Source organism: Streptomyces sp. WAC 04229 (genome assembly GCF_003947455.1).
In the GTDB taxonomy this organism is placed as follows: domain Bacteria; phylum Actinomycetota; class Actinomycetes; order Streptomycetales; family Streptomycetaceae; genus Streptomyces.
In genome coordinates this window covers 1-4,071 of sequence record NZ_QHJH01000331.1, presented here as the reverse complement: position 1 = coordinate 4,071, position 4,071 = coordinate 1, and the positions used below count along the sequence as shown (strand labels likewise).

At 70.1% G+C, this 4,071-nt stretch carries 2 protein-coding genes; both read right to left on the bottom strand.

The features are described 5' to 3' along the window. Positions 1–174 precede the first annotated feature (174 nt). Entirely contained in the window at positions 175–2,739 is a 2,565-nt protein-coding gene (locus DMH12_RS37605) for an ABC transporter permease (RefSeq protein ID WP_125495751.1), read from the bottom strand. Further along, positions 2,736–3,524 carry an ABC transporter ATP-binding protein gene (locus DMH12_RS37600; protein WP_122617011.1) on the bottom strand — a complete coding sequence of 263 codons (789 nt, stop codon included), beginning with the start codon at positions 3,522–3,524 and terminating at the stop codon, positions 2,736–2,738. Before DMH12_RS37600 ends, DMH12_RS37605 begins: the two co-directional genes overlap by 4 nt. Positions 3,525–4,071: the final 547 nt, after the last annotated feature.

Here is a 4,071-nt window from a genome sequence, read left to right as displayed (position 1 = left end):
GCCCGGGGTGACGGACGGCTCGGTGGGCTGAAGGGTGAGCGCCCGCGGTGACGGACGGCTCGGGGGGTCGGAGGGTGGACGCCCGTGCGCCCGTAAAAGAGCCGGCGCCGGGAGCCTCGTGGCTTCCGGCGCCGGGTTCCCCCGCAACCCCCGTGTGCGGTGGCTGTCGGGGTGCTACTCCGTCGCGATGGCGTTCAGGACGTTCATGCGGCCCGCGCGGAAGGCCGGGACCAGGGCGGCGAACAGGCCCACGAAGGCCGAGCCGATGAAGACGCCGATGATCGTCGGCCAGGGGATGTCGAGGACGTTCAGTCCCTCCAGGGCGAGGAGCTTCTGGGCCGTGGCGCCCCAGCCCATGCCGAGTCCGAGGCCGAGCAGCGCGCCGAAGAGGGCGATGACGACGGACTCCATGCGGATCATGCGGCGCAGCTGGCGGCGGGAGAGTCCGATCGCCCGCATCAGGCCGATCTCGCGGGTCCGTTCGACCACCGAGAGGGCCAGCGTGTTCACCACGCCGAGGACCGCGACGATGATCGCCAGGGCGAGCAGGCCGTAGACCATGTTCAGCAGCTGGCCGACCTGGTCCTTCAGCTCCTGCTTGTAGTCGGTCTGGTCGGCCACCTGGTACTGCGGGTAGGCGTCCATGGACTTCTTCAGCGCCGCGTACGCCTCGTCGCTCTTGCCGTCCTCGGCCTTGGCGAACATGATCGTGTTCGGCGGGACGCTCTCGGCCGGCAGGTACTTCCGCATCGTGTCGATGCTGATGTACCGGGCGCCCTGGTCGATGGCCACGTCGTCGCTGGTGATCGCGGCGACCTTGAGCTTCGCGGTCTCGCCGCCCTTGAAGGCGACCGAGACGGTGTCGCCGACGTGGACGCCGTGCTTCTCGGCGTAGTCCGAGCCGACGGACATGGCGTCCGGCCCGTAGGCGGCGGAGAGCTTGCCCTCCGTCGTGGCGCGGCGGACGTCCTCGGCGTAGGTCGGGTCGGCGGCCGTGACACCGTCGTCGTCGGTCTTGCCGTCGGGCGAGGTCAGGGTGGCGTCGAGCATCTTGTAGCGGGTGACGTGCTCCAGGCCGGGCGTGTCCTGCATCGCCTTCTCGGCCTTCGGCACGATCCGCTGGTTGCCCTGGACGATGAAGTCCGCGCCGACCGTCTTGTCCAGCTCGCTGGTGGCCGAGGCGACCATGGAGGAGCCGACCACGGAGAGACAGGCCACCAGCGCGAGGCCGATCATCAGGGCGGCGCCCGTGGCACCGGTGCGGCGCGGGTTGCGCAGGGCGTTGCGTTCGGCCAGCCGGCCGACGGGGCCGAAGGCCCGCAGCAGCACCGCGCTGATCACCCGGACCACGAAGCCTGCCAGCAGCGGGCCGATGACGACGAAGCCGATGAGGGAGAGCACGATGCCCGCGCCGAGCATCAGCGAACCCTCGCTCGCCTTGTCGGCGCCGGCCGCCGTGAGCAGGGCCGCGGCACCGGAGCCGGTGAGTACCAGGCCGATCAGGCCGCGGATCCAGCCGGCCTTGACGTCGGCCGGCGTGCCGGCGTCGCGCAGGGCGGCCATCGGGGAGATCTTGCCGGCGCGGCGGGCCGGCAGGTAGGCGGCCAGGACGGTGACCACGACGCCGAGGACCAGGCCGATCACGGGCGTCGCCGTCTTGATGGTCAGGTCGTCGGTGGAGAGGTTCATGCCCGCGGCGGACATCAGCTTCATCAGGCCGATGGCGATGCCGACTCCGGCCGCGACGCCGAGGACGGAGCCGACGATGCCGAGGAGCAGCGCCTCGACCAGCACGGAGCGGTTGACCTGCCGGCGGGAGGAGCCGATGGCCCGCATCAGGCCGATCTCGCGGGTGCGCTGGGCGACCAGCATGGAGAAGGTGTTGATGATGAGGAAGATGCCGACCAGGAACGCGATCCCGGCGAAGCCGAGCATGGCGTACTTGATGACGTTCATGAACTCGCCGATGCCCTCGCGGTTCTCGTCGGAGTTCTCCTTGGCCGTCTGGACCTTGTAGGTGCCGTCCAGGGCCGAGGCGACGTTCTGCTTGAGCCGCGCGTCGGATACACCGGCCTCGGCGGTGAGGTTGAGCTGGGTGAACCTGCCTGTGGCGCCGAGCAGTTCGCTCTGGGCGGTGGCCGTGTCGAAGTAGATGACGGCGGCGCCGGGGTTGGTCACCGTGAAGGAGGCGATGCCGACGATCTTCGCCTTGAAGTCGCCGGTCTGCGCGATGGTGCGCAGTTCGTCGCCGAGCTTCAGGTCGTGCTTGTCGGCGGTGTCGGCGTCGACCATCACCTCGGTGGGCCCGCGCGGGGCGTGCCCGGTGGTGATCTCCATCGACCGGAGGTCGTTCTTCGTCCAGTTTCCGGCGATCGTCGGGGCGCCGTTGGTGGCGCCCACGTTGTCGTTGTCGCTGTTGACGACCGTCACGTTCATCGAACTGACGGCGCCCTCGGCGTACTTGACGCCCTCGGTCGCCCGGGCCCGCTCCAGTGCGGAGGCCGGGAGGGCCTCGGGCACGCCGTTCTGCGGGGTGTCCTCGGCCTTGGCGTCCTTCGGCAGGACCGTCACGTCGGACGAGGTGATCGCGAAGAGCTTGTCGAAGGTGGTGTTCATCGTGTCGGTGAACACCAGGGTGCCGCACACGAACGCCACCGACAGCAGCACCGCCACCGCCGAGAGCGCCATCCGGCCCTTGTGCGCGAGGAAGTTGCGCATCGAGGTCTTGACGACGGTCATGACGTGCGCCCCCGGGCGTCGAAGTCCTTCATGCGGTCGAGGACGGCGTCCGCGGTCGGGCTCAGCATCTCGTCGACGATCCGGCCGTCGGCGAGGTACAGCACCCGGTCCGCGTAGCTCGCGGCGACCGGGTCGTGGGTGACCATGACGATGGTCTGGCCCAGCTCGGTGACCGAGCGGCGCAGGAAGCCCAGCACCTCGGCACCGGCGCGGGAGTCGAGGTTTCCGGTGGGTTCGTCGCCGAAGATGATCTCGGGTCGGGCGGCCAGTGCCCGCGCCACCGCGACCCGCTGCTGCTGGCCGCCGGAGAGCTGGGTGGGCCGGTGCTTGAGCCGGCCGGCCAGCCCCACGGTCTCCACCACCCGGTCCAGCCACGCCTTGTCGTACTTACGGCCCGCGATGTCCATGGGCAGCGTGATGTTCTCGATCGCGTTGAGCGTCGGGAGCAGGTTGAACGCCTGGAATATGAAGCCGATCCGGTCCCGGCGCAGCCGCGTGAGCTTCTTGTCCTTGAGGCCGGTGATCTCGGTCTCGTCGAGGTAGATCTGCCCGCCGGTGACCGTGTCCAGGCCGGCCAGGCAGTGCATCAGCGTGGACTTGCCGGAGCCCGACGGCCCCATGATGGCGGTGAACCGACCGCGGTCGATGTCCACGTCCACGTGGTCGAGGGCGACCACCCGCGTCTCGCCCGACCCGTAGGCCTTCACGACCTGCCGCGCTCGCGCGGCAACGGCCGTACGCCCTCCGGTGCCCCCGTGCGTGGGAATACTTACGGCCGATGTCATGTCAAGTCTCCTATGTCGGTCATCGAGTGAGCCGCGGGTGCCCCGGTGGACTGTCGTGGGTGCGCCGTGCTGCCGTCTCGAAGAGTCTGTCCGGAACCGCGGGGCGGGCGCGCTGGTGTTCAGCGCACTCTTTTCCTGGGGAAAACCCCACCCCCACGGGTCCGGTTTGCCGCCCCCCAGCGGCGTAAGGCCAGATTAAGGACGACGCCCGGTCCCTCTCGTCCTCCGCCGGTACGAACCCTCCCCGAGCCGTAGTACGGAGGTACCCCTAGGGGCAGTCCACCCTTCGGTGGAGTCGGTCTCGGGGTCGCTCTCCACCCTGAGACGCACCAAGCCTCCACCCTCCCGCCCCCGTTTCGTTTTCCCCCCCCCCGGGGGGGGTAGTCAAAAAAAGCGCCCCCCCCCCTCCCCCCCCCCCCCCCCGCGGGTCCAACCCCCCCCCGAGCCGTAGTCCGGGGGTCCCCCTGGGGGCAGTCCCCCCTTCGGTGAGCTCGTTCCCGGGGCCGCTCCCCCCCCAGACGCGCACCACCCCCCCCCCCAGCCGCCA